At 59.8% G+C, this 26044-nt stretch carries 27 protein-coding genes; 12 read left to right on the plus strand and 15 right to left on the minus strand.

Annotation, left to right across the window (positions count from 1 at the left end):
- Window positions 1-37: 37 nt before the first annotated feature.
- A complete protein-coding gene (locus ACJ8IP_RS12995) occupies window positions 38-628 on the minus strand; it encodes a LuxR family transcriptional regulator (protein WP_004939094.1) in 591 nt (196 codons plus the stop codon).
- Between the two features lie 21 nt (window positions 629-649).
- A complete protein-coding gene (locus tag ACJ8IP_RS13000; RefSeq protein ID WP_016928483.1) occupies window positions 650-1366 on the minus strand; it encodes an EAL domain-containing protein in 717 nt (238 codons plus the stop codon).
- 514 nt (window positions 1367-1880) lie between these two features.
- On the opposite strand from ACJ8IP_RS13000, the gene ACJ8IP_RS13005 reads away from it, so the two are divergent.
- The 4 genes from ACJ8IP_RS13005 to ACJ8IP_RS13020 are packed head-to-tail and all read left to right on the plus strand — an operon-like array spanning window position 1881 to window position 6847.
- A complete protein-coding gene (locus ACJ8IP_RS13005; RefSeq protein WP_033647475.1) occupies window positions 1881-2423 on the plus strand; it encodes a fimbrial protein in 543 nt (180 codons plus the stop codon).
- 48 nt (window positions 2424-2471) lie between these two features.
- Window positions 2472-3158, plus strand: coding sequence for a fimbrial biogenesis chaperone (locus tag ACJ8IP_RS13010; RefSeq protein ID WP_049198962.1), 687 nt, complete (start codon window positions 2472-2474; stop codon window positions 3156-3158).
- A gap of 12 nt (window positions 3159-3170) precedes the next feature.
- A complete protein-coding gene (locus ACJ8IP_RS13015) occupies window positions 3171-5765 on the plus strand; it encodes a fimbria/pilus outer membrane usher protein (RefSeq protein ID WP_033650576.1) in 2595 nt (864 codons plus the stop codon).
- 14 nt (window positions 5766-5779) lie between these two features.
- The gene (locus ACJ8IP_RS13020) at window positions 5780-6847 is read left to right on the plus strand and encodes a fimbrial protein (RefSeq protein WP_042785668.1); all 1068 of its coding nucleotides are present in this window, start codon (window positions 5780-5782) and stop codon (window positions 6845-6847) included.
- A gap of 77 nt (window positions 6848-6924) precedes the next feature.
- Here ACJ8IP_RS13020 and ACJ8IP_RS13025 read toward each other — a convergent pair whose 3' ends face one another.
- The 5 genes from ACJ8IP_RS13025 to ACJ8IP_RS13045 all read right to left on the minus strand — a co-directional run bounded on the left by ACJ8IP_RS13025 (window position 6925) and on the right by ACJ8IP_RS13045 (window position 12661).
- A complete protein-coding gene (locus tag ACJ8IP_RS13025) occupies window positions 6925-7383 on the minus strand; it encodes a helix-turn-helix domain-containing protein (protein WP_033642413.1) in 459 nt (152 codons plus the stop codon).
- A gap of 212 nt (window positions 7384-7595) precedes the next feature.
- Window positions 7596-9176 (minus strand): malate:quinone oxidoreductase, encoded by a 1581-nt coding sequence (locus ACJ8IP_RS13030; protein ID WP_033642414.1) that lies wholly within the window; start codon window positions 9174-9176, stop codon window positions 7596-7598.
- Between the two features lie 460 nt (window positions 9177-9636).
- Window positions 9637-11064 carry an alkaline phosphatase gene (gene phoA / locus ACJ8IP_RS13035; protein ID WP_108680356.1) on the minus strand — a complete coding sequence of 476 codons (1428 nt, stop codon included), beginning with the start codon at window positions 11062-11064 and terminating at the stop codon, window positions 9637-9639.
- Window positions 11065-11195: 131 nt separating this feature from the next.
- The gene (locus ACJ8IP_RS13040; protein ID WP_197666298.1) at window positions 11196-11903 is read right to left on the minus strand and encodes a glutathione S-transferase N-terminal domain-containing protein; all 708 of its coding nucleotides are present in this window, start codon (window positions 11901-11903) and stop codon (window positions 11196-11198) included.
- Between the two features lie 74 nt (window positions 11904-11977).
- Entirely contained in the window at window positions 11978-12661 is a 684-nt protein-coding gene (locus tag ACJ8IP_RS13045) for an ArsR/SmtB family transcription factor (protein ID WP_042784016.1), read from the minus strand.
- A 175-nt stretch (window positions 12662-12836) separates the two neighbouring features.
- On the opposite strand from ACJ8IP_RS13045, the gene ACJ8IP_RS13050 reads away from it, so the two are divergent.
- Window positions 12837-13208 carry an antibiotic biosynthesis monooxygenase family protein gene (locus ACJ8IP_RS13050; protein WP_072628042.1) on the plus strand — a complete coding sequence of 124 codons (372 nt, stop codon included), beginning with the start codon at window positions 12837-12839 and terminating at the stop codon, window positions 13206-13208.
- A 168-nt stretch (window positions 13209-13376) separates the two neighbouring features.
- Window positions 13377-13874, plus strand: coding sequence for an AAA family ATPase (locus ACJ8IP_RS13055; RefSeq protein WP_072628041.1), 498 nt, complete (start codon window positions 13377-13379; stop codon window positions 13872-13874).
- Window positions 13875-13906: 32 nt separating this feature from the next.
- On the opposite strand, the gene ACJ8IP_RS13060 is transcribed toward ACJ8IP_RS13055, so the two are convergent.
- From ACJ8IP_RS13060 to ACJ8IP_RS13075, 4 genes are all read right to left on the minus strand, one after another.
- The gene (locus ACJ8IP_RS13060) at window positions 13907-14413 is read right to left on the minus strand and encodes a GNAT family N-acetyltransferase (protein WP_072628040.1); all 507 of its coding nucleotides are present in this window, start codon (window positions 14411-14413) and stop codon (window positions 13907-13909) included.
- Window positions 14414-14475: 62 nt separating this feature from the next.
- Window positions 14476-14733, minus strand: a complete 258-nt coding sequence (locus ACJ8IP_RS13065) for a YjhX family toxin (RefSeq protein ID WP_004939031.1) — start codon at window positions 14731-14733, stop codon at window positions 14476-14478.
- Between the two features lie 233 nt (window positions 14734-14966).
- The gene (gene cynS, locus ACJ8IP_RS13070) at window positions 14967-15437 is read right to left on the minus strand and encodes a cyanase (protein ID WP_033650583.1); all 471 of its coding nucleotides are present in this window, start codon (window positions 15435-15437) and stop codon (window positions 14967-14969) included.
- 19 nt (window positions 15438-15456) lie between these two features.
- On the minus strand, window positions 15457-16110 hold the full coding sequence (locus tag ACJ8IP_RS13075) for a carbonic anhydrase (protein ID WP_033642426.1): 654 nt from the start codon (window positions 16108-16110) through the stop codon (window positions 15457-15459).
- Between the two features lie 111 nt (window positions 16111-16221).
- Here ACJ8IP_RS13075 and cynR point away from each other — a divergent pair, with 111 nt between their 5' ends.
- Window positions 16222-17172: a transcriptional regulator CynR gene (cynR, locus tag ACJ8IP_RS13080; protein WP_442524413.1), complete on the plus strand. Its 951-nt coding sequence runs from the start codon at window positions 16222-16224 to the stop codon at window positions 17170-17172.
- Here cynR and ACJ8IP_RS13085 read toward each other — a convergent pair.
- Together ACJ8IP_RS13085 and ACJ8IP_RS13090 are read right to left on the minus strand one after the other, a co-directional pair.
- On the minus strand, window positions 17096-17527 hold the full coding sequence (locus tag ACJ8IP_RS13085) for a hypothetical protein (protein WP_019454439.1): 432 nt from the start codon (window positions 17525-17527) through the stop codon (window positions 17096-17098). The two genes, cynR and ACJ8IP_RS13085, sit on opposite strands and share 77 nt — an antisense overlap.
- A 58-nt stretch (window positions 17528-17585) precedes the next feature.
- Window positions 17586-18053 carry a winged helix-turn-helix transcriptional regulator gene (locus tag ACJ8IP_RS13090; RefSeq protein ID WP_182073869.1) on the minus strand — a complete coding sequence of 156 codons (468 nt, stop codon included), beginning with the start codon at window positions 18051-18053 and terminating at the stop codon, window positions 17586-17588.
- 63 nt (window positions 18054-18116) lie between these two features.
- On the opposite strand from ACJ8IP_RS13090, the gene ACJ8IP_RS13095 reads away from it, so the two are divergent.
- Both ACJ8IP_RS13095 and ACJ8IP_RS13100 read left to right on the plus strand, forming a co-directional pair.
- Window positions 18117-18344 carry a tautomerase family protein gene (locus tag ACJ8IP_RS13095; protein WP_004939015.1) on the plus strand — a complete coding sequence of 76 codons (228 nt, stop codon included), beginning with the start codon at window positions 18117-18119 and terminating at the stop codon, window positions 18342-18344.
- Between the two features lie 136 nt (window positions 18345-18480).
- The gene (locus ACJ8IP_RS13100) at window positions 18481-20073 is read left to right on the plus strand and encodes an ABC-F family ATPase (protein WP_033642430.1); all 1593 of its coding nucleotides are present in this window, start codon (window positions 18481-18483) and stop codon (window positions 20071-20073) included.
- A 51-nt stretch (window positions 20074-20124) separates the two neighbouring features.
- Here ACJ8IP_RS13100 and moeB read toward each other — a convergent pair whose 3' ends face one another.
- Complete coding sequence (gene moeB, locus ACJ8IP_RS13105; RefSeq protein WP_442524414.1) at window positions 20125-20880, minus strand: molybdopterin-synthase adenylyltransferase MoeB; 756 nt, start codon at window positions 20878-20880, stop codon at window positions 20125-20127.
- Between the two features lie 2 nt (window positions 20881-20882).
- Window positions 20883-22121 carry a molybdopterin molybdotransferase MoeA gene (gene moeA / locus ACJ8IP_RS13110; protein WP_099784366.1) on the minus strand — a complete coding sequence of 413 codons (1239 nt, stop codon included), beginning with the start codon at window positions 22119-22121 and terminating at the stop codon, window positions 20883-20885.
- Window positions 22122-22278: 157 nt separating this feature from the next.
- On the opposite strand from moeA, the gene ACJ8IP_RS13115 reads away from it, so the two are divergent.
- The 3 genes from ACJ8IP_RS13115 (at window position 22279) to ACJ8IP_RS13125 (ending at window position 26024) form a co-directional block, all read left to right on the plus strand.
- Complete coding sequence (locus tag ACJ8IP_RS13115; RefSeq protein ID WP_033650589.1) at window positions 22279-22815, plus strand: DUF924 family protein; 537 nt, start codon at window positions 22279-22281, stop codon at window positions 22813-22815.
- 358 nt (window positions 22816-23173) lie between these two features.
- Window positions 23174-24130 (plus strand): isoaspartyl peptidase/L-asparaginase family protein, encoded by a 957-nt coding sequence (locus ACJ8IP_RS13120; protein WP_197815464.1) that lies wholly within the window; start codon window positions 23174-23176, stop codon window positions 24128-24130.
- Window positions 24131-24149: 19 nt separating this feature from the next.
- Window positions 24150-26024 (plus strand): dipeptide ABC transporter ATP-binding protein, encoded by a 1875-nt coding sequence (locus ACJ8IP_RS13125; RefSeq protein WP_442524415.1) that lies wholly within the window; start codon window positions 24150-24152, stop codon window positions 26022-26024.
- Window positions 26025-26044: the final 20 nt, after the last annotated feature.

Raw genomic sequence — 26044 nt, forward strand, 5'->3', positions numbered from 1 at the left:
TTGCCGCGCGGCGTACCGCGCAACAAACCAGGGCGTGTTATTTGCCGGCGACGAAGATGGTGCTCATGCTACGCAGCCGCAGCTTTTTCATCGCGCTGTATTTCTGCGAGAAGATGGTTTTCGGGTGCGTGCCGCGTTTTTCCGCGATATGCAGCAGGCTGTCGCCGCGCAGCAGATTGAAGATCACGTCGCTTTCCGCCGGGCTGAGCTCGCGGGTTTTCTGCACCCGGATACCGCCCGGCTCTTTGCTTTCCAGCAGCCGCTGGATTTTTTCCTGCAGCGAATAAAGCGGAATGCGGGTGGAGACCAACTCGACGGAAATCCCCAGGATCGACAGCAGTTTCACCACGCGCTCGTCGTCATAGAACACCAACAGGCGCGTTTTGCTGTTGTACTGCTGGTGCAGGGACACCAGGCTTTCGATCACGTTGACGCTCTGCTCCAGGTTTTGCGAGGTGAAAATCAGCGCGATATCGTGCTTGGTGATCTTTTCCGCTTTGGCGCCGCCGTGCATGAAATCGGAAAACAGGCGGATATCGTACGCGCCGTAGTGTTTCTTCAGCAGCACCGACAGGCCAACATAGCTGTACTTACACTCACTAATCACAAGAACGTTGTTTTTAGACATAGGGCAAACACCAATACCGAGTTAAAAGTATTCAGCTGTAAGAAGCGAGTTCAAATCCTTGATGCTGGATTCCTTCCACAGCTTTCCCTGCAGTGCGTAATATGGCATTTCATCCAGCCATTTCTTGTGTTCGGGAGTTTCAACTCCTTCGATAATTACCTTGTAATGATTAAGGTAAAAGAAGCGCAGTAACGCGCGCATCAAGCCCTCGCCGCCGGACTTTTTCATAAAGTCCCAAAGCAGAAAACGATCGAGCTTAACGAAGCGGAACTGGCTGTTGTACAACGCGGAAAAACCCGCATAGCCAGAACCAAAATCATCGAGCCAAAATGAATAACTATTCAATGACGGATCGCCGTGCACGCGATCTTTCACCAGCCGGGTTGAATTCTCGCTGATCTCAAAATGAATACAGCGCAGGGCATTAATTCTTTCGGCAAAGTGAGTATTCGCCAGCGATTGCAAGGAATAATCGTCAACATTCAAAGTGGCTATCACTTGGTTTTCATGAAACCAGTGTTTGTATTTATCGATCAGATTGATCTGATCCATCAAAATCTCAATCCGGGTAGCGCTGTCGGCATGGCGAAAGAACTGTTCAGGAGAAAAATGGGCATATTCGCTATTAAACGTAAAGCGAGACAGGCATTCAACGGCCAGCAATTGTCCCGATTTCGCGAACATTGGCTGGAAAACATAATTAATGCCGTTATTTTTCTCTCTGAAAGAACCGCTCATTTCCCAATCCTTGGATTGATATTTAACTTGTTGATTTTAAATGATTAAAAAGAAAGTTACTCCGTGTTTTTTGGTAAATTTCTTATTTAAAGCGTCAGGATGGCCGAAACGTGTCGACAGACCATTTAACGCGGAATTTGTGCCAAAGTCCAAACGTCGCAATCTGTTACTAAATGTAAATGTTCGGGATAAAATTCTGATTTTCAGGGCTTAACGCAAAATGTTGAACTCTGCAGCTTTCCCAAACACAGATTATTCCTATTCATATGAATCGTCAACATCGATCGATAGGTATTCGCCGATAGTTTATTCCTATCAAGAGGGGGCTTATGAATGTTTTAAACGATTTAACATTAAGAATATGCTTAGTCTATATTTCGTCCGGCAATGAGTTCATCGAGGCAACGCTCCTTTTCAGCAAGGGAGTGCTATCGCTGAGTGTATGCTCAGTGGCGGCAATATATATATAAGCCCGCCACTGAATCGATTATTTTATTGTTCTATGGAGCTGGAAATGAAAAAAGTATTATTGCCTTTGGCTGCCCTGGTATTGTCTGCAACTGCTTCCAACGCAATGGCAGCAAACGGCACTGTTAAATTCACCGGTGAAATCAAACAGTCTACCTGCCAGGTAACTAGCGATACTCAAAATAAAGAAGTTTACCTGGGTACTTACCCAACTTCTGCTTTCCCAACTGTGGGTTCTAAATCCGCTTCTAAAGCTTTCCAGATCTCTCTGGAAAAATGTGATGCCGGCGATTATAGCCTGCGCTTCGACGGTAACACCGTTGCCGGCAACCCAGACCTGCTGTCCGTAAGCAACGTTGGCGGCACCGGCGCTGCAGCTACCGGCGTGGGTATCGAAATCACCGATAACAACGGCAAGCCATTCGCTATCGGCGACGGTTCCAACATCAACGACGACGTAGCGAAAGTCACCATCGCTGCTGACGGTAAAGCGACCTTCAACCTGCAGGCTCGTTACCGTTCATTCGATAGCAACGTAACTGCAGGTCTGGCTAACGCCACCAGCCCGTTCACTATCGAATACAAATAATCGTCTTTCAGGACACATACGGCCAAGGATGGCCCATAGAGGAAACCGATGAAAAAGTTCTTTGCTGCTCTGCTGATGCTGGGCACCTTTAACAGCTACGCCGGTATCCAGGTAGATGCCACTCGCGTGATCTATAAAGGCGATGACAAATCCGCCTCTCTGCCCATTCATAACGATGCTTCAGAAGCTTATATGGTGCAGACCTGGCTGGACACCGGCGATAGAAACCAAGTGCCGAAAAATCTGCCTGTCGTTGTCGTTCCACCGATTCTGAAATTGGACGCTGCCAAAACCGCGGTTTTGCGCTTTATCTATTCCGGTAATGGCTTACCTCAGGATAAAGAAAGCCTGCTGTGGATTAACGTGCAGGAAATTCCACCGGCGCCGAAGCAAGAAAACGTGCTGCAGGTTGCGGTGCGTACCCGAATCAAACTTTTTTACCGGCCGGTGGCGTTGAAAACGACGCTGGACGAGCAAGTACAAAACTTGCGTTGGCAGCGTGAAGGTTCACGCCTGCAAGTGATTAACGATGGCCCGCTGCATATTACCTTTGGGGCGCTGCATTTGAAAAACAGCGCAGGCAAGACCGTGGATGTGGACGCCAACATGGTGAGCCCGAAAGATCGCTTATCGATCAACATCCCGGCGGGCGTCAGCGTCGGCAACAAGATTGCTTTCAGTTATATCAACGATTTTGGCGGTAGAACGGAAGTCAAGGACGTTCCAGTACAATAAGAGAGACAGGGAATGGCAAATCAACGAAAAGTAGCAGGCGGAACGACGCGGCTGACGCAGCTGATCCGTATTGCAATCATTGCCGCCAGCGCGCCGATGTTATGGAGTGAAACGGCGCTGGCAGAGTTTAACATGTCGTTTATTCACGGCGATGAAAACCTGAGTAACGCGGAAGCGGTCGCTCAGGGCGATGCTTTGCAACCGGGCGTTTACCCATTCGACATCTACGTCAACCTGACTCAGGTCGATCACAAAGATGTTACTTTTCGTCAGGTTAAAGGCCAGACCGCGTCTCAACCTTGCCTGAAAGTTGAAGACCTGCGCAACTACGGCATCAAACTGCCGGAAACGCTGCAGGCCGGCAGCTGCGTTGATCTGCCTGCGTTGGTTAAAGACGCCACCGTCAGCTATGACGCGGCGGTGCAGCAGATCAACATCTCCGTACCGCAGACCATGATGGATCTGAGCGCCATTGGCGCGATCCCGCCAAGCATGTACGATGAAGGCATCAACGCGCTGTTCGCCAACTATAACTTCAACTACAACAAGAACAGCTATCGCAAAGATGACGCCGACGACAGCGAGTACATGTTCCTCGCGTTGAACAGTGGCCTCAACCTGGGCAGATGGCGCCTGCGCAACAACTCCACCTGGGACAAACAGAGTGGCAGCAGCAGCAACTGGACCAACGTCTCTTCCTGGGCCGAGACCGACATCGTGCCATGGCGCAGCCGTTTGGTGATGGGGCAGGCGAGCACCAACAACAGCGTGTTCAACAGCTTCCAGTTCCGCGGGGTACAACTCTCTAGCGTTGACGACATGCTGCCGGACAGCCTGCGCGGTTATGCGCCGGTAGTGCGCGGCGTGGCGGCGACCAACGCCCGCGTCGAGATCCGCCAGAACGGTTACGTCATCTATAGCACCAACGTCGCGCCGGGTCCGTTCGAGATCCACGACGTCTACCCGCATACCAATAACGGTGACCTGCAGGTGACCGTGAACGAGGCCGACGGTTCGCATAAAACGTTCAGCGTCGCCTACTCCTCCGTGGCCAACATGCTGCGCGAAGGTATTTGGAACTTCCAGCTGACCGCCGGTAAATACCACAACGGTAACGGCGGCTATCAGCCGAAGCTGATTCAGGGCACGGCGGCATACGGCATGAACTATGGCCTGACGCCGTTCGGTGGCGCCATCATCGCCGAGCACTACCGTTCCGCTGCCGTGGGTATCGGTAAGAGTCTGGGCTCATGGGGCGCCATCTCCGTAGACGGTTCGATCTCCGATACCGAGCTGGCGAACGGCGATCGCAAACAGGGCCAGAGCTTCCGTTTCCTGTACTCCAAGTCGCTCAACCAGATGGGCACCAACTTCCAGTTGGCGGGCTATCGCTATGCGACGTCCGGTTACTATGATCTCAGCGATGCGGTCCAGGAACGCAACAGCTGGCGCAACGGCATTTATGCCAATGATTACTGGGATCCAAACGATCTGCAGCCGGGCCAGCCTTCCTGGAGCAACAACCAGAAACGCACCCGATACACCGCGCGCTACGGCAACAAGCGCGAACGCGTCGAGCTGTCGCTCAGCCAGCAGCTGTGGGCGGGGGCCAGCCTGTACGCCAACGTCAGCCACCAGAACTACTGGGGCGTGTCCGGTAACGATCGCACGATTCAACTGGGTTACAACGACGGCTTCAAACGTATTTCCTACGGCGTGTATCTGCAGGATACGCGCGGCCAGTACGGTTATTCCGATCGCAGCGTGAACTTCACGATGTCGATCCCGTTGGATTGGGGCCAGAGCAACAACTCGACCACCGCCAACTTCAGCGCGGCGCACAGCAAACAGAGCGGCGACAGCTACTCGACCGGCATCAGCGGCACCATGCTGGATGACCGTCGCATGAACTACTCGGTTTCCACCGGACATACGCAGTCCTCCGGTCAGAGCAGCAACCTGAACCTGGGCTACAGCAGCAGCATCGGTAACATCGACGGTAGCTATGCCTACAGTTCGAAATACCGCCAGGAAGGGCTGGGCCTCTCCGGTGGTCTGCTGGTGCACTCCGGAGGCGCGACTCTGACTCAGCCGTTGCAGAACACTATTTTGCTGGTGGAGGCGAAAGACGCCAAAGGCGTGCGTCTGGAAAACCAGCCGGGCGTGACCATCGACCGCTTCGGTTACGCGGTGGTGCCGTCGGCCAACCCGTACCGCTACAACTATGTGGCGCTGCGCACCGAAGATTTCGGCCCGGGGCTGGATGTGCCGGTGGCCAGTAAGCAAGTGGTGCCGACCGAGAAATCGGTGGTGAAGGTGAGCTTCGATACCTTCAAGGGCGTCAGCCTGCTGATTCACGCTCGTCTGGGTGACAACGGTTATCCGGCCATCGGCGCCGGCGTGTTCAACGAGTCCGGCCGCAACAGCGGCACCGTGGGCCTGGAAGGCGCAACCTATGTTTCCGGCGTGAAAGCGGGTGAGAAACTGACGATCAAATGGGGCCCGAAAGCCGATCAGCAATGCGTGCTGCCGATTCCGGCGGACGTGGGCGACAAACAAGCGGCCATGGGATATCAGGAACTGACCCTGCAATGCCAAAAACTGTAAGGTACACCATGAACTTGAGCAAATTAGCACGTAATACACTTCTGTCGGTGGTGGGGCTGGCGGGGTTGGCGATGGCGCAACAGGCGGCGGCGATGCAATGCCGCTTCGGCAACTCGACCGGCAGTAGCAGACCAACCGGCAGCGTGACGCAGGATATTGACGTCGGCCGCCCGATCGTGCTTGCCGCCAGCGACTTCGTCAAAGGCAACCTGATTTGGCGTTCGCAGAACTTTACCTCGACCTTTACCTGTTGGGATACCGATAACTACCCGCGCGGTGAGAACGCTTATATCTATTGGAACCCGCAGAACTCCTTTGGCGCCCTGGATAAGTCGTTGGAAATCGGGGTTTCGATCAACGGGCGTGATTATGATGCGATCAACCTGAAGCAAAGTTCCAACCGGCCGACGGGCCCTGATTTGGGGCCGGGTACCAAACCGGGTAGTAACAGAAGAAAAGCCGATCCTCAGGCGGTGACTGCCACCTATTCGGTGTATATCAAAGCCACCGGGGTAAAACCGCCTGCGGGTAACTTCCCGCCGCTGGCGCGTGCTTCGCTATTCCAGATCGATGGTGAGTTGGGGCTGAACGCCACCAAAGACAGTAACTTTAACGCCTACATCAAGGGGCTGGACAAGATCCGCGTGATCCAGTGCAACCCGCAGATCACCGTATTGGCCAACAACGGCGCCAGCGTCGATTTCGGCGTGCTAACCAGCTCCAGCGCCAAAACCGGCACCATCGCCAAGCAGGTGCCGTTCGATATCAAGGCTACCTTGAGCGGCGGCGAATGTGCCGGTCAATCTCTGCAGGCCAGTTTCAGCAGTACCAACGCGGATCCGAATGATAATACGCAGATCCTGCCAACCACCCAACCGGGCGTGGCGATCTTCCTGACGCAGCAGCGCGACACCAGTAAAAAACCGATCCCACTGCAAACCAACGTGGATTTCGGCGGTGTGCTGCAGGATAAGCAGAACGAAGTGAAAGAGACCTTTATCGCGAACCTGAAGTGGTTGACCAATACGCCGAAGACCGGGGTGTTCAACGCCACTGCCAACGTCGACGTCACCTTCAAATAATTCGGTGTCTCGTCAATAATAAAGAAAGGGTTCAGTTCTCGCGAACTGAACCCTTTTTTGTGCCTTTACCATGAGGATTAACGCAGCCCCATCCAGCTGGTGCATACGCCTTCCGGCAGTTTGCCGGCAAACCAGTGCGGTAAGGCGGGGGCGTCGCGGTGTTGCTCAGTCTGCGTCTGCGCCGGCTGCGCCGGCCACTCTGCGACGTCCCAGCGGGTGGTGCGGCGATAGACCGCCGGGGTCTTGCCGAACTGTTTCTTGAAGGCGCGCGAGAACGACGGCTGAGAATCGAAGTGGTATTGCAGGGCGATATCCAGGATCGGGCGTGGGGTGGAGCGCAGCGCCTGCGCCGCCTGCGACAGGCGCCGCTCGCGGATATAGCTGCCGAGCGCGTGGCCGGTGGTGCTGCGGAACATGCGCTGCAGGTGCCATTTGGAGTAGCCTGACTTGGCGGCAACGTTATCCAGCAGCAGCGGTTGGTCCAGATGAGTTTCAATCCAGTCTAGTAAATCGTGAATGATATTGACGCGATCCATGGTTTTAGTTCTCCCGCAAAAACGACATTCAGGTCACAGTGACTTAGCTTAATTATCCAAGAATATGCTTTGATAATAGGCGTGACTACGCCGTTACGCAAGGGTAAACCGGGGGTAAATAGGTGGCCAAAAATGCTCTTTGAGCGGCAGGGGTATAGAAAAAAGGCCGCATAAAGCGGCCTTGTCAGCAGGAAACCACGGGGAATCAGGAATCAGTTAGTTTCCGGTTTCACTTCAATGTAGTTCAGACCCAACACGCTGCTGGTGTAACCGCGGATCTTGTTGGTCATCTCGATATCGCCGTTCAGCTTGTGGCCGTAAGACGGGATGATCTCTTTCAGCTTGCTCTGCCATTCCGGCGTCGCCACTTTGTCTTTGAACACGGTTTCCATCAGATGCAGCATGATTGGCGCAGCGGTAGAGGCGCCCGGCGAAGCACCCAGCAGAGCGGCGATGCTGCCGTCTTCAGAACTGACGACTTCGGTGCCGAACTGCAGCACGCCGCCTTTATCCGCGTCTTTCTTGATGATCTGCACGCGTTGGCCTGCGGTCCACAGCTTCCAGTCTTCCTGCTTGGCGTCCGGGAAGTACTCTTTCAGCGCGGCGAAGCGATCGTCGTCGTTCATCATCAGCTGGCCGACCAGGTATTTCACCAGATCGAAGTTATCCAGACCGACGTGGGTCATCGGCATCAGGTTCGAGGTGCTCAGCGAGTGCATCAGATCGAACAGCGAACCGTTCTTCAGGAACTTGCTGGAGAAGGTGGCGAACGGCCCGAACAGCAGCACGCGCTTGCCGTCCAGCATGCGGGTATCCAGGTGCGGCACGGACATCGGCGGTGAACCTACGCTGGCCAGGCCATACACTTTGGCCAGGTGCTGGTTGGCGATCTCCGGGTTGGTGGTGACCAGGAACTGGCCGCCGACCGGGAAGCCGCCGTAGCCGTCGGCTTCAGGGATGCCGGATTTCTGCAGCAGGGTCAGGGACGCGCCGCCTGCGCCGATGAACACGAACTTGGCGTTAACGGTGGTTTCTTTGCCGTCGCGGTTCAGATCGGCAACGGTCACGCTCCAGGTCTGGTCGGCGTTGCGCTTGATGTCGCGCACTTCGTGGCTCAGGTTCAGCTTGAACTTGTCGCTGGCGCTCAGCGCGTCAACCAGCTGGTGGGTGATCACGCCGAAGTTGACGTCGGTACCCAGCGGCATGCGGGTCGCGGCGATTTTCTGCGCCGGATCGCGGCCGTTCATCACCAGTGGCGCCCACTGCTTGATCTGCGCAGGATCTTCGGAGTATTCCATGCCGCGGAACAGGGTGCTGTGCTGCAGCGCTGCATAGCGTTTACGCAGGAAGTTGACGTTGTCGTCGCCCCATACGAAGCTCATGTGCGGCACGCTGTTAATGAAAGATTTCGGATCTTTCAGGACATTGTTTTTCACCTGATAAGACCAGAACTGGCGAGAGATTTCGAAAGACTCGTTGACCTTCACCGCCTTGCTGATGTCGATGGTGCCATCGGCTTTTTCCGGCGTGTAGTTCATTTCGCTGAAGGCGGAGTGCCCGGTACCGGCGTTGTTCCAGCCGTTGGAACTCTCTTCCGCTACGCCGTTCATGCGCTCGTACATGTCGATGGTCCAGGTCGGCTCCAGCTCATGCAGATAGGTACCCAAGGTGGCGCTCATGATGCCGCCGCCGATCAGAACCACGTCGACGGTTTTATTCTTCTCTTCAGCCGCCGCCTGTTGCGTAACGCCAAACAGGCTGAGACTGAAAATCAGGACGAGTAATTTTCTCATTGAATTAAATCTCTTGTGTGTAAATTCTACTCATTGCAGGTGAAAGAATTTAGCGGGAGTTACCCTGGAAATAATGAAGCCGACCGCCCGGCGAAAGCCGATAGGCAGCAATAATGCCTTTTTGTTAATAGGGTTTTTAACGAAAAGTGAACTATTGCAGGCCGTCCGGATGCAAATTGATCGGTTCACGTTACTGGCGGGGTATTATTGTTTGCGAGAATGTTAAAAACTACTTTTGTAACTAAAAAAAATGAATATAAGCAAAAAACGGCCGGTTGCTGTCGCAGGAATAAACAGAGAGGGAAGAAAGGCCTTATAACCGCGTTATTTTCAGGGGCTAATTGTCGCGTAATTAGACGTTATTTCGTTATCACACAATAATTGCGGTTAAATTGCAAATACCTAGCGGTAACCAATAATAAATGGCCGCCGTTGCGGGCGGCCATCGTTCAGGGGGCGGTCACTTGATACCCATCGCATCGCGCATGGTGAAGAACAGATCGGTCTGATCGGTCAGGCCCACTACGTTGGCGGCGTGCGGGCCGTAGGCCGCGACGCGCAGCTGGGTGCCGGTGTGTCCCTGAGATTCCTCTTCCGAGTTGCCGTAGCTGAGGGTCATCGGCGCGCCGTCCTTGGTGGTCAGCTTTTGGGTCAGGCCCGGTGCTTTGGCGTCGGCGGCGACGATCTGGCTGGCGTGCGCGTGGTCGGCAGTGACGATCACCAGCGTGTTGCCGTCGGCGCGGGCGAAGGCCAGCGCTTTTTGTACCGCTTCGTCCAGATCGACGGTTTCGCCAATCTGCCCGCACGGGTTGGCGGCGTGATCCTGCTTATCGATCGACGCGCCCTCTACCTGCAGGAAGAAGCCGTTCGGGTTGTCTTTCAAAAGCGCGATCGCTTTTTCGGTCATCGCCGCCAGCGTTGGCGTGGCGGCGGTGCGCGCCGGGTTGTTTTCGCAGGTCACCGCCGGTTTGTCGAGGTTGCCGTGGTAGCTGGCTTTCGGCCCCAGCCAACGCACCGGCATATTGCCGTCGGCGAACAGCCCCAGCAGCGGTTTTTGCTGGTTGGCGAGGGTAACGGCCTGCAGTTCGTCGGCGTTGCTCACCCACTGATAACCCTGCGCCGCCGCCTGGTCCTTCAGCGATTTTCCTTGCCATTCGCCGCTTTTTGCCAGCTGGTTGAACGATTTCGCGCCGCCGCCCAGCGTGACGTCGGCGCGGGTTTTCAGCAGTTGTTCGGTGATGGAGCCGCGGCCGCCGTTTTCCAGCGCGTTAGCGGCGCATTTCTCGCTGGTTTCCTCCGGGCCATAGCACTTGCGTGAGATGACGTGCGAGACCAGCGCCGCCGGCGTGGCGTCTTGCAACTCGGCGGTGGAGACGTTGCCGGTGGCCTTGCCGGCCGCCTTGGCGATCTCCAGCAGCGTCGGTTGATCCTTGCCGTTCACGTCCACGCCGAGCGCGCCGTTATAGGTTTTCACCCCGGTGGCCCAGGCGGTGGCGGAGGCGGCGGAGTCGGTCACGTAGTCCGGCTTGTGGGTTTTCCTGTCCAGCGAGTAATGGGTGTATTGTCCGGTCAGCGGCAGGGCGTCGATGCCCTTGAAGTAACCGCCTGCGCCTTCGGCGTAGTTGCGCGCGGCGGTGATCTCGGAATCCCCCATGCCGTCGCCGATCAGCAGGATCACGTTTTTCGCCGTTTTGTCCGACAGCGACGCCTTCAGCTCGGCGGTCTGATCGCCGGCCAGACGGCGGGCGCCGCCCGGTTCGACGAGGTTGCCGCGCGCGGCACGATCGGTCAGGCCATCGGCATTGGCCGAGTTTTCCGCCGCAATGGCGGAGGAACAGAGCAGGGCGGACAGCACGGCGCCGGCGATCAGGGATACAGCAGGTTGCATGGGGTAAGCTCCTTGTCGTAATACAACAATGTAAATAACATCAAATTGTTACGAAAGGAGAGTAGAGCAGAGGGATGACAATTTTATGACAGCGGAAGGCGGGACGGCCCGGCGGCCATCCCATTTGACGATCAGGCCGCGCGCGCCGGGATAGCCAGCCCACGCTGCACCGCCGGGCGCGCCAGACCGCGCTCCAGCCACTGCGCGACGCGAGGGAAACTGTCGAACTCCACCAGTTCGCGCGCCTCATAGAAGCCGATCAGGTTGCGCACCCAACCCAGCAGCGAGATATCGGCGATGGTGTACTCCGCGCCCATGATCCAGTCGCGGCCTTCAAGTCGCTTTTCCAGCACGCCGAGCAGGCGTTTCGATTCGTTTTTGTAGCGCTCCAGCGGCCGCTTGTCTTCATATTCGCGCCCGGCGAATTTATGGAAGAAACCGAGCTGGCCGAACATCGGGCCGACGGCGGCCATCTGGAAGAACACCCATTGAATGGTTTCGTAACGCTGCGCCGGGTCCTGCGGCAGGAAACGGCCGCTCTTTTCCGCCAGGTAGAGCAGAATGGCGCCGGATTCGAACAGCGGCAGCGGCCGGCCGCCGGGGCCATCGGGATCGATGATCGCCGGGATCTTGCCGTTCGGGTTCAGCGCCAGGAATTCCGGCGTCCAGGTTTCGTTGTTGCCGATGTCGATCAGGTGCGCTTCATAAGGCAGGCCGATCTCCTCCAGCATGATGGAGACTTTGACGCCGTTCGGCGTCGGCAGAGAGTAGAGCTGCAGCCGTTCCGGATGCTGAGCCGGCCAGCGTTTGACGATCGGGAATTGGGTGGAATCGAGCATGGAAACTCCTCGGGTTGGCGGGGTCGCTTAAGCGTACCCCTAGAGTATTGCAGTAAAACTACCCTGTCGCCGGGTTACACCGTGAGGTCAAAATGTGCGGCCAGCGCTTTTTTACCGGCGGGGGTCAGCTGCAGCTCGCGGCTGTCGAGCCGGCGAAGGATCCAGCCGCGTTGGATAAAGGCGGCCAACAGCGCGGCGCCCAGCGCGCCGCCGAGATGAGAGCGGCGTTCGCTCCAGTCCAGGCAGCCGCAGGCGAAGCGGCGGCGGGTGGGAGCGGGGGAGCAATCGACGCCCAGCCGCGCCAGCGCGGCCTGCCCGGCGTCGCTTAACCGGTAGTCTGCTTCGCCGGTCAGCCAGTTCAGCGCATGCAGCCGATCGTGCAGCTTCACCGCCACCTCGCCCGCCATATGGTCGTAGCAGGTGCGAGCATATTGCAGCGAGGTGGGCGTGCGGCTTTTCACCGACGGGCGCGGCACGCCCGCCAGCGCCATCATGCCTTCCAGCGCTGCGGCCACCGGTTGCCCCGCCAGCCGGAAATAGCGATAGCGCCCCTGTTTGACGCAGGCAATCAACTGCTGCTCCAGCAGCTTCGCCAGATGCGCGCTGGCGGTGGACGGGGCGACCTCGACCGCCGCGCTGAGCTCGGTGGCGGTGTAGGCGCGCCCATCCATCAACAGGCACAGCATGCGCGCCCGGGTGCGGTCGGCGATGGCGGCGCTCAGCGCCGCTAAACGATCTTCTATCTCGATGTTATGCATACTTCGAGGTTAGGCGAAGTATGGCTGTGCGTCCATTGCTAGCCTGTGGTCATCGCACTTTGCTGCTGTGCGGCCGTATTCGCTGGATATTGATGAGCGGGCGTTGAAACCGGTGCAGTGGCGCCATTCTTACCCTGCGCGCGTATCGGAATTTTACCGTTGAGAGGAGAAGATAATGATCGCCGTGATTTTTGAACTGCAGGCCGCCGATGGGCAGCGCGATGCCTATCTGGGGCTGGCTGCGGAGCTGAAGCCGCTGCTGGCGCAGATCGACGGATTCATTTCCATCGAGCGCTTTCAAAGCCTGGCCGATCCTGCGCGCCTGCTGTCGCTCTCTTTTTGGCGCGACGAAGCGGCGGTGCAACAGTGGCGCAATCTCGAACAGCACCGGGCGGCGCAGGCGCGCGGCCGTGGCGAGGTGTTGGCGCAGTATCGGCTGCGGGTGGCGGAAGTGGTGCGGGACTACGGGCTGGAGAGCCGCGACCAGGCGCCACAGGATAGCCGTTGTTATCACGCACAGAGCAAGCCTGCGTCGGAGACGAATTGACAACGCTGCACGGTTGTCATATTCATTAGCTATGAAAAAATCCCACCGCCCATTCGCGCAAATTATTATCACCCTTCTCCAGAGGGTGGGATAGCGCGTGTGTCGCCAATAAAAACCCGCCGGCAGGCGGGTTTTTTTATCCCCTTCCGGCAACGACCGGAGAACGTCATGAAAACCTACCCTGCAGTTTTACACCTGATGTGCGGCAAGGCCGGCGCAGGCAAATCGACGTTGGCGCAGCGTTTGGCCCAGCAGCCGCAAACGCTGTTGCTGAGCGAAGATGCGTGGCTGGCGACGCTGTATGAACAGGAGATGGTCAGTCTGCAAGACTACGCGCGCTGTTCCGACCGGCTGCGACGAGTGCTGGGCGGGCACCTCGTTCAGCTGCTGCGCGGCGGTTGGTCCGTGGCGCTCGATTTCCCGATGAATACGCCGGACAGGCGGCGCTGGGCCAAAGCCTTGGCGGAGGAGGCCGGCGTCGCGCACTGCCTGCACTTTCTCGACGTCAGCCATGCACAGTGCCTGAACCGGATAACGCTGAGAAATGCGCGCGGCGAGCACCCGTTTACACTGAGTGAGGCGGAGTTTGAGCACCTGGCGCAGTATTTTGTTCCCCCGGCGGAAGAGGAAGGGATGACTATCTTGCGTTATGGCGAACGGGACTGAAAACCGGCGCCATGACGGCGCCGGCAACAGGGTTAGGCTTCGGCGTTAAACGCGTTGTGGAAGGTGACCTCCGCGCACGGCAGCGCGCCCTGGAAGGCGACGGCGCGGAAGTAGTTTTGCGGCACGCCCGGCAGGGTCAGCGCGCACTGCGCCTGGAAGCCGAAACGGCCGTAATAGTTCGGTTCGCCCAGCACCACGCAGCCTGCGGCGCCACGCTCCTGCAGCTCGGCCAGCAGCCGGCGGATCAGCCTGCTGCCGATCCCCTGGCCCTGACAGGCCGGCAGCACCGACACCGGCGCCAGCCCGTACCACCCGGCGGCGCCGTTGCTGAGTGCGACCGGCGAGACGGACGCGTGCCCTATCGGTGTGCCATTGCGTTCGGCGACCAGCGACAGGGTGAGGGCTCCCGCCGCGCGCAGCGCATTGACGATAAACTGCTCGGTGTGGCTGCTGTGCTCGGCATGCAAGAATGCGGCGGCGGTGAGGGTGGCGATGGCGCCGACGTCGGCCGGCGTTTCGTGGCGTAACGTGATGTTCATGGTTTTATCCTGATTAAATAAGGCTGTGCCGACCGGGCTGCCTACCCGGCCGGTATCGATGATTAACGGTTGTCCAGCTGCGCCCGCACGGCCTTGAGCCCGGCGAAGGTGACGCGATAAGGGCGCCCCTGGCGGGAGAGGATCAGGCGTTTGGTTTTGAGCTTGGTGAAAACGGCCAGCGAGCAGTCGGCCAAGCCGAGCCCTTCGCGGGTGTAGCATTCAACGTGGGTGACGCGACCGGCGTCGTTGCGGGTGAAGGCGATATAGCCGCCTTTGGCCAACACGTGCAGCACGCGTTGTTCCGCTTTGGAAATGTTCATGTTGGGAGATCCTGTAATAACCCCAGATACGCGCATCCCCGCGCAAACGCGCGTCGGATACGTCAGAGTCCCTCGCCATGCGGCAAGGAAGCGACTATCGGGTGGTTACAATCTCCAACATACAGGCCTCGGGCAGTGAAAAACGCCAGGGCGGCGTTTCAGCGCAGTTAATGTAGCCAATGGCCGGTTGGCTGTCAATTTGCCGGCGACGCGGGCCGCCGGCGCAAGGCCAATCAGAAAGGCTTGGTCGGCAGGTATTTGCCGTCCAGGGTGATCACCGCGCGTTCGCCGCCGTCCGGATCGGGCACCTTCTTGATATCCAGCTTGAAGTTGATGGCGCTGATAATGCCGTCGCCAAACTGCTCGTGCACCAGCGCTTTCAGCGTGGAGCCGTAGACCTGCAGCATTTCATAGAAACGATAAATGGTCGGGTCGGTCGGCACGCCGCCGGGAATGCTGCCGCGCAGCGGGATGGTTTGCAGCAGCTGCACCGCTTCTTCATCCAGCCCCAGCTTGGCCGCCACCGTGCGCGCCGCCGGTTCCGGCAGCGCATGCTGCCCCAGCAGGGCGGCGGTGACGAACGCCAGACTGAGACCGGTGCCCTCGGCCAGCGCTTCGAACGTCAGGTTATGGCGGATCTTGGCGGCCATGATGGTGTCGGTGAGCGCTTCGCGCGGGGCGGCGTTGTGCAGAGAGTGTGTCATGTTGGCTCCTTTTGTGGGCTTAAAAACGGGCGATCGCCGGCGTGGCGGTCACCTCGGGATGGGTGGCGAGCGGCACGAAGCGGCGGGTTTCGCCGTCCAGCGCCTCGATAGCGCCGCTGGCGATGTCATAGACCCAGCCGTGCAACGCCAGGCGGCCCTGATCCAGCGCCAGGGCGACGGAAGGGTGCGTTTTGATGTTGTTGAGCTGGGCGATGACGTTCTCGCGCACCATTGAAGCGACCCGCGCTTCGTCGCAGGCGTGCGGATAAGCCTGATTGACCGCCTTGGCGGAATCGGCGTAACGCAGCCAGCCGGCGACCGTCGGCAGGTGATCCAGACACTGGCAGGTGGCGATGGCGGTCATCGCGCCGCAGTCGGAATGGCCGCAGATCACGATATCTTCCACGCCCAGCGCGGCGACGGCGTACTCGACCGAGGCGGTCACCCCACCGGGTTCGGGGCCAAAAGACGGCACGATGTTACCGGCGTTGCGGATAACGAACAGATCGCCCGGCTCGCGCTGGGTGACCAGCTCCGGCACCAGGCGGCTGTCGGAACACGAGATAAACAGCGTGCGCGGGTTTTGGCGGGTCGCCAGCCGCTGAAACAGCGCCGTGCGTTCAACAAAGGCTTCGCGCTGAAACTTCAGGAAGCCTTCAATCACCTCTTTCATTGTCTTTCTCCCTGGGAGGTAAGCGATGACGGCATGATGAACGCTTCTGGCTATAGGGTCTAAGACCCATTTATAATGCTGGCTATAGGTTTTACTAATAGCTGGGGCGCTATGCTGCTGCGACATATCCGATATTTTCTGGCCGTTGCCGAACAGGGCAATTTCACCCGCGCCGCCGAAGCGCTGCACGTCTCGCAACCGACGCTCTCCCAACAGATCAAACAGCTGGAGGATGCGCTGGGAGCGCCGCTGTTCGATCGCAGCGGCAGAAGGGTGCAGCTGACCGACGCCGGTGAGGCCTGGATGCGCTATGCGCGCCTGGCGCTGCAGGATCTGGACGCCGGCGCGCGGGCGATCCATGACGTGGCGACGCTGGCGCGCGGCCATTTGCGGCTGGCGATGACCCCGACCTTCACCGCCTATCTGGTGGGGCCGACGATCGATGCGTTCTACCGCCGCTACCCGGGGATTACGCTGAGCATTGAGGAGATGGCGCAAGAGCGGATTGAGGCGCTGCTGGCGCAGGATCGGCTGGATCTGGGGATTGCCTTTGAGATGGCGCAGTCGGCGGACGTGGAAGCGATGCCGTTGTTCAGCGAGACGCTGGAGCTGATGGTCGGCGCCGAACATCCCCTGGCGGCGCGGCGTCGGCCGCTGACGCTGGCGGAGTGGCGACATCTGCCGCTGGCCTTGCTGAGCGGCGACTTCGCCACGCGTCAGTTTATCGATCGCTACTGCACGCAGTTGGGGTTTCGGCCGCAGGTGGCGGTGGAGGCCAATGCGCTGGGCGCCATCGTCGAGATCGTGCGGCGCGGGCAGCTCGCCACGCTGTTGCCGGCCGCGATTGCGCGCGAGAACCGGCAGTTGAAAAAGGTGGCGCTGGCCAACGCCATGCCGGCCCGTCAGGCGGTGTTGCTGCAGCGCCAAGGCGCTTACCGCAGCGCCGCCGCGCAGGCGTTTATCGCCGTCTTGCAGGAACAGGGCGTTACGCCAACGCACTCCAGCGCTGCGTCATCCCCAGCAGATGCACCAGCCCGAAGCCGAGGCAAATCAGCGAGCTGACGACGATGAAGCGTTGGCTGCGGCCGGTATCGCGCAGGGCGAAAGGGCCGGCGACGCCGCGCAGCAGGTAGATAAAGGTGATAATAAACAGCGCGGGCCGCAGCAGCGGCAGCGGTGCGATCAGGCCCGCGCCGGACAGCGCGTACAGCGCCCAAATAAACAGCACCAGCGCGATGCCGGCGGTGACGACGGCCGGGAACTTTTTACCCGCTTCCGCCGCCTTAATGAAGCGATCGCCGGCGCCGCACAGCCGATAGCCGCGCGGCCCGGCGGCGATCACCCAAATATGCAGCAGGGCGGCGATGGCGCTCAGCGCGGCGCCGATCAGCAGCGCGGTGTTATAGAGGTGTGGCATGGTTCAGCATCCTTGTCCTAAATCAGTCTGGTATCAAGCGTAGACCAGAATGGGTAAGTCAGGCCGGGGGGAGCTCAACGGCCGACATTTGCAGCGCGTCTTCAGGCACTACGTGCGCCTGCGCATCGATAAATGCCAGCTGCACCGGCAGCCCGCTGCGTTTATCCACCAGTTGAACGTGGGGGCTGTTATGCAGAATATGCCGGTGGCCCCATGCCATCAGCGCAACCAGGATAGGCCCCAGGCTGCGCCCCTTGTCCGTCAAGACATATTCATGTCGTTCGCGCTCGCCCGGCTCCCGGTAAGCGCGTTTGGCCAACAGTTCTTGTTCTACCATGGCATTCAGACGGTTGCTCAACGCCTGGCGTGAAGCGCCGATATTCTCGCGCAGCTCTTCAAAACGGCGGACGCCGTAGAATGACTCGCGCAGGATCAGTAACGTCCAGCGATCGCCAAGCAGATCCGCGGCCTGCGCCAGCCCGCACAGGGCAAGAGAAACGGTAGGGAGATCGGGAGATTTTGACATGGGCATTTTCCTTCGCTAATCTAAGTCTTGTTTTTAGACTTATCTATATTCAAGGAGAGTATAATGCCATTTGTTAATGTGCAAACGGTGAAAGGCATGCTGGATGAACGGCAAAAAAGCGAATTGCTGTCCCGCATTACCGATCTGTTGGTGGAGATAGAAGGGCGAGGCGATCCGGCGTTCAGGCAGTCGGTTTGGGTCCGAATCGATGAACATGCGCCCGAACAATGGAGCCTGGGCGGCGTGCAGCCGACGGCGGCGATGATTGCCGCGAAGTTCCCGCCGCGTTAATTCAGCTATGCCGCCTGCGAAAAGGATCGGATGCCGCAGGCGCTCAAAATGTCACCGAAACTTCCCGCGATCTCTGCACCCCGTTGTGGCATAATGCGCGCCAAATCACATTCCCTATGTATAAAGAGCGAGCGCTGTGTTAAGCACTAACAACATCACCATGCAGTTCGGCAGTAAGCCGTTGTTTGAAAACATCTCTGTCAAATTCGGCGGCGGCAACCGTTACGGCCTGATCGGCGCCAACGGCTGCGGCAAGTCCACCTTTATGAAAATCCTCGGCGGCGATCTGGCGCCGAGCGGCGGCAACGTGTTCCTCGATCCGAACGAGCGCCTGGGTAAACTGCGTCAGGATCAGTTCGCCTTTGAGCAGTACAGCGTGCTGGATACCGTGATCATGGGCCACACCGAACTGTGGGCGGTGAAGGAAGAGCGCGACCGCATCTACGCATTGGCGGAGATGAGCGAAGAAGACGGCTATAAAGTGGCCGATCTGGAAGTGGCCTACGGCGAAATGGACGGCTACAGCGCCGAAGCGCGCGCCGGCGAACTGTTGCTCGGCGTGGGTATTCCGGTTGAGCAGCACTATGGCCCGATGAGCGAAATCGCGCCGGGCTGGAAGCTGCGCGTGTTGCTGGCGCAGGCGCTGTTCTCCGATCCGGAAATCCTGCTGCTCGACGAACCGACCAACAACCTGGACATCGACACCATTCGCTGGCTGGAAAACGTGCTCAACGAGCGCAACAGCACCATGATCATCATCTCGCACGACCGTCACTTCCTGAACATGGTCTGCACCCACATGGCGGATCTGGACTACGGCGAACTGCGCGTTTACCCGGGCAACTACGACGAATACATGACCGCCGCCACCCAGGCGCGCGAGCGTCTGCTGGCGGACAACGCCAAGAAGAAGGCGCAGATCAATGAGCTGCAATCGTTCGTCAGCCGCTTTAGCGCCAACGCCTCCAAATCCAAGCAGGCCACCTCGCGCGCTCGCCAGATCGACAAGATCCAGCTGGAAGAGGTGAAAGCCTCCAGCCGCCAGAACCCGTTCATCCGCTTCGAGCAGGACAAGAAGCTGTTCCGTAATGCGCTGGAAGTGGAAGCGCTCACCAAGGGCTTCGATGAAGGCCCGCTGTTCAGCAAGCTGAACCTGATGGTGGAAGTGGGCGAGAAGGTCGCGGTGCTGGGCGCCAACGGCATCGGTAAAACCACCCTGCTGAAAACGCTGGTGGGCGACGCGCAGCCGGACAGCGGCACCGTGAAATGGTCGGAAAACGCCCGTATCGGTTACTACGCGCAGGATCACGAATACGAGTTCGACGACACCCTGACCGTGTTCGACTGGATGAGCCAGTGGAAGCAGGAAAAAGACGACGAGCAGGCGGTGCGCAGCGTGCTGGGCCGTTTGCTGTTCAGCCAGGACGACATCAAGAAGAAAGTGAAGGTGCTGTCCGGTGGTGAGAAGGGCCGCATGCTGTTCGGCAAGCTGATGATGCAGCGTCCGAATATTCTGGTGATGGACGAACCGACCAACCACCTGGATATGGAATCCATTGAATCGCTGAACATGGCGCTGGAGATGTACGAAGGCACGCTGATCTTCGTCTCCCACGACCGTGAGTTCGTCAGCTCGCTGGCGACGCGGATTCTGGAAATCACCCCGAACAAGGTAATCGACTTTACCGGCAACTACGAAGACTATCTGCGCAGCCAGGGGATCGTGTAACCCTCGCGGCAACGCATCAGGGCGGGAACTATCCCGCCCTTTTTTTATCCGTCATTCTCCGCCGCACACCTCGCAGTGCGGATCCTTCGGCAGTTTCATCTCGCGGAACTGCATGCTCATCGCATCGAACATCAACAGCTTGCCGCGCAGCGGCTGACCATAGTCGGCCAGCAGCTTGATGGCTTCCATCGCCTGCAGGGTGCCGATAGTGCCGACCAGCGGCGCCATCACGCCCGCTTCGACGCAGGTGAGGGCGCTGTCGCCGAACAGCCGGCTCAGGCAGCGGTAGCAGGGCTCGCCCGGCTGATAGGTGAACACGCTGAGCTGGCCCTCCATGCGGATCGCCGCGCCGGAAACCAGCGGCTTGCGCTGCGTGTGGCACTGGCGGTTCAGCGCGTCGCGTGCCGCCACGTTATCGGTGCAGTCCAGCACCAGATCGCAGGCGGCGATCTCTGCCGCAACCGCATCGTCTTCCAGACGACCGTCGATGGCGTCGATGCGGATATGCGGATTGATGGCGCTCAGTTCCTGCCTGGCGGAGGCGACTTTGCTCTGGCCGATGCGATCGTCGCGGTGCAGGATCTGGCGCTGCAGATTGGAGAGCGAGACGGTGTCGAAATCCACCAGCACCAGATGGCCGACCCCGGCCGCCGCCAGATAAGGCGCGGCGGCGCAGCCCAGCCCGCCCAGCCCGGCGATCAGCACGCGGGCGGCCTTCAGCTTCTCCTGGCCGTCGAAGTCAAAGCCGCGCAGCACGATCTGGCGGTTGTAACGCAGCGCTTCGGCGTCGGTCAATTCCGGCAACATGTTCAGCTCCTCAGCAGGGCGTTGAACGGCTCAATCTCCACCGTTTCACCCGCCGCCACCGAACCGCGTTCGCGCTCCAGCACGATGAAACAGTTACCCTGGCTGTAGGAGCTGAAGACGTGCGAGCCCTGGTGGCCGGTGGTGCTCACCTCCAGTTCGCCCGCGGCGTTGCTGCTGAACACGCCGCGCTGAAAATCGAGGCGGCCCGGCGATTTCTTCAGCGGCGTCAGCGCCCGCGCGCGCAGGCGCGGCGGCAGGCGCCAGTCGCTGTGGCCGGCCAGCTTCGCCAGCAGCGGTTGCACCAGTTGGTAGAAGGTCAGGGCGGCGGAAACCGGGTTGCCCGGCAGGCCGCAGAACCAGGCGTGGCCCAGTTTGCCGAAGGCGAACGGTTTGCCGGGTTTGATCGCCAGCTTCCAGAAGCTGACCTGGCCCAGCTCGTCGAGCATCTGTTTGGTGTAGTCGGCTTCGCCGACCGAGACGCCGCCGCTGCTGATCACCACGTCGGCCTGGCTGTCCGCTTGTTCGAAGGCGGCGCGCAGCGCATCGCGATCGTCGCGGATAATGCCGAGATCGAGCACGTCGCAGCCCAGCTGCTCCAGCATCAGGCGTACCGCGAAGCGGTTGGTATCATAGATCTGGCCCGCCTGCAGCGGCTGGCCGACCGGCTGCAGTTCGTCGCCGGTGGAGAACACCGCCACCTTCAGCTTACGCATCACCTGCACTTCGGCGACCCCGAGCGAAGCCAGCAGCGGCAGCTGCGCGGCGCCCAGCTTCACGCCGGCCGGCAACACGCTGGCGCCTTGGCGAATGTCTTCACCCGCCAAACGGATATTCTGGCCGGCTTCTACCGGGGCGGTAAAACGCACGCCCTGGTCACTCACTTCGGCCTGCTCTTGCATGATCACCGCGTCCGCCCCGGCCGGGATCGGCGCGCCGGTCATGATGCGCACGCAGCTGTTGGCCGGCCATTGGCCGTCGAACGGCGCGCCGGCGAAGGCTTTCCCGGCGACCGGCAGCGGCGCATTGGCCGCCAGATCGGCGAGGCGCACCGCATAGCCGTCCATCGCCGAGTTGGCGAACGGCGGCACGTCGAGCGGTGAGACCACCGGCGCGGCGGTGATGCGGCCGGCGGCGGCGGTCAGGGCGACGGATTCGGTCTGTTGCAGCGGGGCGATCTGCCCGAGCATTTTTTCCAGCGCTTGCTCCAGGGAGATGAGATCGGAAGTATGGCAATGATCCATAAGGGGAACTCCGTAATCAGGGTGCGCATTGATAGCGACAAAGTGCGGGTATTATGGCAGAGAACGCCGGGGGGGAGAACGGGTTATGCCCGCCATCTTTCGCACTGCGGCGCTGGGGCGATCGGGTATAAACTGCGTAAAACAGAGGAGAATCATGATGCATAAACAGGTTATCGAGTTCTGGTTCGACGAGATCGAACCGGTGATGTGGTTCAAAAAGGACGATGATTTCGATCGTCTGCTGCACAGCCGCTTCGGCGAAATCTGGCGGGCGGCGGCGGCGGGGGAGCTGGCGCACTGGCGCGACACCATCGAAGGGCGGCTGGCGGAGGTGATCGTGCTCGATCAGTTCAGCCGCAACCTGTTCCGCGGCACGCCGCAGTCGTTCGCCTGCGACGGCATGGCGTTGATTCTGGCGCAGGAGGCGATCCGCAGCGGCGAGTGCGAACGGCTGAGCCGCGAGCAGCGTGGCTTCCTTTATCTGCCGTTCATGCATTCGGAATCGCCGCTGATTCACCAACAGGCGCTGGTGTTGTATACCGAGCTCAATAACGGCGATCAGCTGGAATTCGAACTGCGTCATAAGGCGATCATCGATCGTTTCGGCCGTTACCCGCATCGCAATGCGATATTGGGGCGCATCAGCACGCCGGAAGAAGAGGCCTTTTTACAGCAACCCGGTTCCGGTTTTTAATCGCGGAGTATCTTCGCCCGGCCGGGAAAAAAACGGCAGGCCGGGCGTCGAAATAATGATTATTCAGCGTGAACGTTTATTTCATGACCCCATGCCGCTATTTCCTCTCGCGAAATTACCAATAATCCCAGCCGCACCCTCAGCGGTTTGCCGCTTTTTATAACCTGCTGTTTTTATTCCAATAAGCTATTTCAAGGTGCGAAACGGTCTAAGCGGACTACGCTAAAAGTGGGGCGTGGACGTTATGCTGTACTTCCACAGTCGGGCTAAATAGCATCGAAAAAAGACTGAATAATAATGATACCGCGCTCAGCTTATTCGCTGTGCTACGGCGGGATTAACACAGGGTGTCAGGCAAATGAGCAAACCAGTGATTGCCATTCATGGCGGCGCGGGCGCAATTACCCGGGCGGCGCTGAGTGCGGAAAAGGAACGGCAGTATATTCAGGCGCTGTCCGAGATCGTGGCCGCCGGGCAGGCGATATTGGTACAGGGCGGCAGCGCGCTGGACGCGGTGACCGAAGCGGTGCGGCTGCTCGAAGAGTGCCCGCTGTTCAACGCCGGTAAAGGCTCGGTGTTTACCCATCAGGGCACCCACGAACTGGATGCCTGCGTGATGGACGGCCGCACCTGTGATGCCGGCGCCGTCGCTGGCGTCAGCCGCGTCCGCAACCCGGTGCTGGCGGCGCGCGCGGTGCTGGAAAACAGCGAACACGTGCTGTTTGCCGCCGAAGGCGCCGAGAAGTTTGCCGCCGCCCACGGCCTGGAAATGGTCGCCCCCGACTTCTTCTTTACCCAGGAACGCTTTGATCAGTTGCACCGCGCCCAGGCGGAGCAGGGGCGGGTATTGCTCGATCACGACGGCGCGGCGCAGGCCGGCGAGCCGCTCGATCCCGATCGCAAATTCGGCACCGTCGGCGCGGTGGCGCTGGATGCGCTGGGCAACCTCGCCGCCGCCACTTCCACCGGCGGCATGACCAACAAGCAGGCCGGGCGGGTGGGCGACACGCCGATCATCGGCGCCGGTTGCTATGCCAACAATGCCACCGTGGCGGTCTCCAGCACCGGCACCGGCGAAATCTTCATGCGCGGCGTGGCGGCCTATGACGTCTCCGCCCTGATCGAATACGGCGGGCTCAGCCTGCAAGAGGCCAGCGATCGGGTGGTGATGGAGAAGCTGCCGGCGCTGGGCGGCAGCGGCGGTATGATCGCCGTCGATCGCCACGGCAATATCGCGCTGCCGTTCAACAGCGAGGGGATGTACCGCGGTTTTGGCTATGTCGGCGATGCGCCGTCCGTCGGGATTTATCGCTAAGCGTTCACCGGGAGGGTGTATGACCGACGTTTCATTCCGGCCCGCCGGCGACGGGCTGTCATTGCCGCCGCAGCGGGTGCTGACGGTGCGCGATCTGAGCATCAGCTTTCCTCAAGCGGACGGCGCCGTATACGCGGTGCGCAACCTGTCGTTCGATCTCGATCGCGGCGAGACGCTGGCGATCGTCGGCGAGTCCGGCTCCGGCAAATCGGTCACTTCGCTGGGGCTGATGCGTCTGGTGGAGCAGGGCGGCGGGCGCATCGTCGGCGGCGCCATGACGTTGCGCCGGCGCGACGGCGCGTTGCTCGATCTGGCGCACGCCTCGCAGCGCACGCTGCGTACGGTGCGCGGCGCCGACATGGCGATGATCTTCCAGGAGCCGATGACCTCGCTCAACCCGGTATTTCCGGTCGGCGAGCAGATCGCCGAATCGCTGCGTTTGCATCAGGGCATGGACCACCGCAGCGCGCGCCAGGAGGCGCTGCGCATGCTCGATCTGGTGCGTATTCCGGAGGCTAAAGAGGTGTTGGGGCGCTACCCGCACCAGCTCTCCGGCGGTATGCGCCAGCGGGTGATGATCGCCATGGCGCTCTCCTGCAAGCCGGCGCTGTTGATTGCCGATGAGCCCACCACCGCCCTCGACGTCACCATTCAGGCGCAAATCCTGCAGCTGATCCGCGTGCTGCAACAGGAGATGCAGATGGGGGTGATCTTCATCACTCATGACATGGGCGTGGTGGCGGAGATCGCTGATCGGGTGTTGGTGATGCGCCGCGGTGAGCAGGTGGAACAAAATCGGGTGCGCGAGCTGTTCGCCGCGCCGCAACAGGCCTATACCCGGGCGCTGCTGGCGGCGGTGCCGAAGCTGGGGGCGATGGCCGATCGGCCGCTGCCGGCAAAGTTTCCGCTGCCGGATGGCGAGGGCGATGCCGCGCCGCAGGATACCGTGCCGCCAGACGCCGCGCCGATCCTGCGGGTGGAGCATCTGGTCACGCGTTTTGATCTGCGCGGCGGGCTGTTCAATCGGGTCACTCGCCGGGTACACGCGGTGGAAAACGTCAGCTTCGATCTTTACCCCGGCGAGACGCTGGGGCTGGTGGGCGAGTCCGGCTGCGGCAAGTCCACCACCGGGCGTTCTTTGCTGAAGCTGGTGGACAGCCAGAGCGGCACCATCACCTTCGCCGGGCGGCGAATCGATCGGTTGAAGGGGCCGGCGCTGCAGCACCTGCGGCGCGATATTCAGTTCATCTTTCAAGATCCTTACGCCTCGCTCGATCCGCGCCTGACGGTCGGTTTCTCCATCATGGAGCCGCTGCTGGTGCACAACGTGATGCGCGGCCGTGAGGCGGAAAGGCGGGTGGCCTGGCTGCTGGAACGCGTCGGTCTGCAGCCGGAACACGCGCGCCGCTATCCGCACGAATTTTCCGGCGGCCAACGCCAGCGCATCTGCATCGCGCGCGCGCTGGCGCTGAACCCGAAAGTGGTGATCGCCGACGAGGCGGTCTCGGCGCTGGACGTATCGATTCAGGCGCAGATCGTCAATCTGCTGCTCGATCTGCAGCGCGAGTTCGGCATCGCTTTTCTGTTTATTTCACACGACATGGCGGTGGTGGAGCGCATCAGCCACCGGGTAGCGGTGATGTACCTCGGGCAAATTGTCGAGATCGGCCCGCGGCAGGCGGTGTTCGACAACCCGCAGCACCCCTATACCCGCAAGCTGATGGCGGCGGTGCCGGTGGCCGATCCCGCTCACGCCCACAAACGGCAGCCGCTGCCGGCTGATGAGATCCCGAGCCCAGTGCGCGCGCTGGGCGATGAACCCGTTACCGCACCGCTGGTGCAGGTTGGCGCCGGGCACTTTGTCGCCCGCCACCCGATCGCCGGTGCTTTTTAAAGACCTCAGGAGAGACAAGC

It is taken from the genome of Serratia sp. CY52157, from assembly GCF_052168495.1.
In the GTDB taxonomy this organism is placed as follows: Bacteria; Pseudomonadota; Gammaproteobacteria; order Enterobacterales; family Enterobacteriaceae; genus Serratia; species Serratia ureilytica.

What these genes read in the sequence shown, in the direction of transcription:
- ACJ8IP_RS12995 (WP_004939094.1), bottom strand. Translation starts at nt 628, where the DNA reads ATGTCTAAAAACAACGTTCTTGTGATTAGTGAGTGTAAGTACAGCTAT.
- ACJ8IP_RS13000 (WP_016928483.1), bottom strand. Translation starts at nt 1,366, where the DNA reads ATGAGCGGTTCTTTCAGAGAGAAAAATAACGGCATTAATTATGTTTTC.
- ACJ8IP_RS13005 (WP_033647475.1), top strand. Translation starts at nt 1,881, where the DNA reads ATGAAAAAAGTATTATTGCCTTTGGCTGCCCTGGTATTGTCTGCAACT.
- ACJ8IP_RS13010 (WP_049198962.1), top strand. Translation starts at nt 2,472, where the DNA reads ATGAAAAAGTTCTTTGCTGCTCTGCTGATGCTGGGCACCTTTAACAGC.
- ACJ8IP_RS13015 (WP_033650576.1), top strand. Translation starts at nt 3,171, where the DNA reads ATGGCAAATCAACGAAAAGTAGCAGGCGGAACGACGCGGCTGACGCAG.
- ACJ8IP_RS13025 (WP_033642413.1), bottom strand. Translation starts at nt 7,383, where the DNA reads ATGGATCGCGTCAATATCATTCACGATTTACTAGACTGGATTGAAACT.
- ACJ8IP_RS13030 (WP_033642414.1), bottom strand. Translation starts at nt 9,176, where the DNA reads ATGAGAAAATTACTCGTCCTGATTTTCAGTCTCAGCCTGTTTGGCGTT.
- phoA (WP_108680356.1), bottom strand. Translation starts at nt 11,064, where the DNA reads ATGCAACCTGCTGTATCCCTGATCGCCGGCGCCGTGCTGTCCGCCCTG.
- ACJ8IP_RS13040 (WP_197666298.1), bottom strand. Translation starts at nt 11,903, where the DNA reads ATGCTCGATTCCACCCAATTCCCGATCGTCAAACGCTGGCCGGCTCAG.
- ACJ8IP_RS13045 (WP_042784016.1), bottom strand. Translation starts at nt 12,661, where the DNA reads ATGCATAACATCGAGATAGAAGATCGTTTAGCGGCGCTGAGCGCCGCC.
- ACJ8IP_RS13050 (WP_072628042.1), top strand. Translation starts at nt 12,837, where the DNA reads ATGATCGCCGTGATTTTTGAACTGCAGGCCGCCGATGGGCAGCGCGAT.
- ACJ8IP_RS13055 (WP_072628041.1), top strand. Translation starts at nt 13,377, where the DNA reads ATGAAAACCTACCCTGCAGTTTTACACCTGATGTGCGGCAAGGCCGGC.
- ACJ8IP_RS13060 (WP_072628040.1), bottom strand. Translation starts at nt 14,413, where the DNA reads ATGAACATCACGTTACGCCACGAAACGCCGGCCGACGTCGGCGCCATC.
- ACJ8IP_RS13065 (WP_004939031.1), bottom strand. Translation starts at nt 14,733, where the DNA reads ATGAACATTTCCAAAGCGGAACAACGCGTGCTGCACGTGTTGGCCAAA.
- cynS (WP_033650583.1), bottom strand. Translation starts at nt 15,437, where the DNA reads ATGACACACTCTCTGCACAACGCCGCCCCGCGCGAAGCGCTCACCGAC.
- ACJ8IP_RS13075 (WP_033642426.1), bottom strand. Translation starts at nt 16,110, where the DNA reads ATGAAAGAGGTGATTGAAGGCTTCCTGAAGTTTCAGCGCGAAGCCTTT.
- cynR (WP_442524413.1), top strand. Translation starts at nt 16,222, where the DNA reads ATGCTGCTGCGACATATCCGATATTTTCTGGCCGTTGCCGAACAGGGC.
- ACJ8IP_RS13085 (WP_019454439.1), bottom strand. Translation starts at nt 17,527, where the DNA reads ATGCCACACCTCTATAACACCGCGCTGCTGATCGGCGCCGCGCTGAGC.
- ACJ8IP_RS13090 (WP_182073869.1), bottom strand. Translation starts at nt 18,053, where the DNA reads ATGTCAAAATCTCCCGATCTCCCTACCGTTTCTCTTGCCCTGTGCGGG.
- ACJ8IP_RS13095 (WP_004939015.1), top strand. Translation starts at nt 18,117, where the DNA reads ATGCCATTTGTTAATGTGCAAACGGTGAAAGGCATGCTGGATGAACGG.
- moeB (WP_442524414.1), bottom strand. Translation starts at nt 20,880, where the DNA reads ATGTTGCCGGAATTGACCGACGCCGAAGCGCTGCGTTACAACCGCCAG.
- moeA (WP_099784366.1), bottom strand. Translation starts at nt 22,121, where the DNA reads ATGGATCATTGCCATACTTCCGATCTCATCTCCCTGGAGCAAGCGCTG.
- ACJ8IP_RS13115 (WP_033650589.1), top strand. Translation starts at nt 22,279, where the DNA reads ATGCATAAACAGGTTATCGAGTTCTGGTTCGACGAGATCGAACCGGTG.
- ACJ8IP_RS13120 (WP_197815464.1), top strand. Translation starts at nt 23,174, where the DNA reads ATGAGCAAACCAGTGATTGCCATTCATGGCGGCGCGGGCGCAATTACC.
- ACJ8IP_RS13125 (WP_442524415.1), top strand. Translation starts at nt 24,150, where the DNA reads ATGACCGACGTTTCATTCCGGCCCGCCGGCGACGGGCTGTCATTGCCG.